This window comes from Streptomyces sp. NPDC044061, assembly GCF_056434305.1.
This window is the reverse complement of sequence record NZ_JBWKFL010000161.1, coordinates 1-1,871: the sequence shown is the minus strand read 5'-3', so window position 1 is coordinate 1,871 and position 1,871 is coordinate 1. Positions and strand designations below refer to the sequence as shown.

At 70.4% G+C, this 1,871-nt stretch carries 1 protein-coding gene; it reads left to right on the top strand.

Features of this window, described 5'->3' with window-relative positions; all coding sequences use genetic code 11:
* Positions 1–144: 144 nt before the first annotated feature.
* On the top strand, positions 145–1,821 hold the full coding sequence (locus AC07CM_RS50805; protein ID WP_478883342.1) for an IS4 family transposase: 1,677 nt from the start codon (positions 145–147) through the stop codon (positions 1,819–1,821).
* The last annotated feature ends 50 nt before the right edge of the window (positions 1,822–1,871 follow it).

The following is a 1,871-nucleotide window of genomic DNA, read 5'->3' as shown; positions in this document are numbered from 1 at the left end:
CAAGGCCGGGAAGTTAAGGCTGGCCGGGGCACTGTCCAGGCGGGGGCTGATGCGCGCTGACCTGGGAGTACATGCGGAACGGGACCGCTGGTAGATCTTGGGACGTCCTCGCAAGACAGTCCGAGATCCAGAGCAGAGGTCCCGTTGCCCGGCCAGTGTGCCACCATCACCCTCACTCGTTCCAGCACGGTCGCCGCCGGGGTCTACGCTCCGGGCCATCTGGGCGAGTTGACACAGGTCATCCCCTTCGAGCTGGTCGACGCCGTGCTGGAGGAGACCGGACGGACCCAGCAGCGGCTGCGCGCGCTGCCCTCACGCGTCGGCGTGTACTACCTGCTCGCGCTTGCCCTGTTCCCCGACCACGGCTACCAGGGCGTCTGGCGTCAACTCACCGCCGCCCTTGGTGACCTGCCGCTCCCGCAGGTGTCGACCACCGCGTTGCGGCACCTGCGGCGCCGCCTCACCCCCGCCCCGCTCAAGCTCCTGTTCGAGACCCTGGCCGGACCGCTGGCCCAGCCCACTACACCCGGCGTGCGCTACCGGCACCTTCGCACCGTCGCCTTCGACGGCTGCTCCTCGATCAAGACCCCGGACAGCGAGCGGGCCCGGGGCTGGCTCGGCAAGATCCGTTATCGGCTCGCCTGGGCCGGCTACCCCACCGTCATGCTGATGGCGCTGGTGGAGACCGGCACCCGCGGCCTGCTCGGCGCCTGCCTCGGCCCCAGCAGCGCCGGCGAGGCCAGCTACGCCCAGCGCCTGCTGCCGCTGCTGGGCCGTGACCACCTGCTACTGATCGACCGGGGCTTCGACAGCAACACCTTCCTGGCCGAGGCCGCCGCCACCGGCGCCCAGTTCCTGGCCCGCTGCAAGTCCACCCGTCGACCGCCCCTGCTCCGGGCCCTGTCCGACGGCTCCTACCTTTCCCGATTCGGGGACCTGACGGTGCGCGTCATCGAGGCCGACATCGTCTGCGTCCTGGCGGACGGCACCCACGTGGGCGGGCGCTACCGCCTGGCTACCACCCTGCTGGACCCCGTATCTGACCCCGCCGAGCGTCTGACCAGGCTCTATGCCGAAAGGTGGGAGATCGAATCGGCGTTCTTCGCCCTGCGCTCCACCCTCATGGCAGGCCGGGTCCTGCGCTCGGGCGACCGGTTCGGCATCGAGCAGGAACTGTGGGCCGCCCTCGCCCTCTACCAGGCGCTTCGTACCGTCATGGTCGACGCCGTGGAGTCCCGCCCTGGTATCGACCCCGACCGCGCCGGCTTCATCACCGCCCTGCAGGCCGCGCGGACCCAGGTCATCCTCGCGGCCGGGATCGCCCCCGAGCACCCCCAGCCGGTCGGCACGATCGGTGCCGCGGTCCTGGACAACCTGCTGCCCGCCCGCCGCCTGCGCATCAGCGCCCGCAAGGTCAAATCCCCGATCTCGCGCTACCACACCTTCAAGGGCCAGGCCCGCCCCCAGGCCGGCACCCCGGTGACCGCCATCGAGATCACCATCCACGACCGCACCAGTACCCCGCCCGCGCCGCCCAGCACCGTCCCACCACCGGCCGAGGAGGACAACGGGCATGAAATCATGGAGAGTTCACCTACCGACGGCACCTCCGAAAAACACGATTCGGCGGACCCGGGCGGCCGGATGACACTCGCCCTCGCCGTGCTTGCCAGCCGCCCCGGCGAGCCCTGGCACGCCCGCGATGTCGCCCGCATCCTCGGCGTCACGAACATCAACAGCTTCCGCGTCCAGATGTCCCAGTGGGCTCACCGCGGCGTGATCCGCAAGACCGGACCCGCCACCTACGCCCTCGCCTGCTGACCGCGACGGACCTCGACACCGACCACAAGATCCTTAACTTCCCGGTCTTG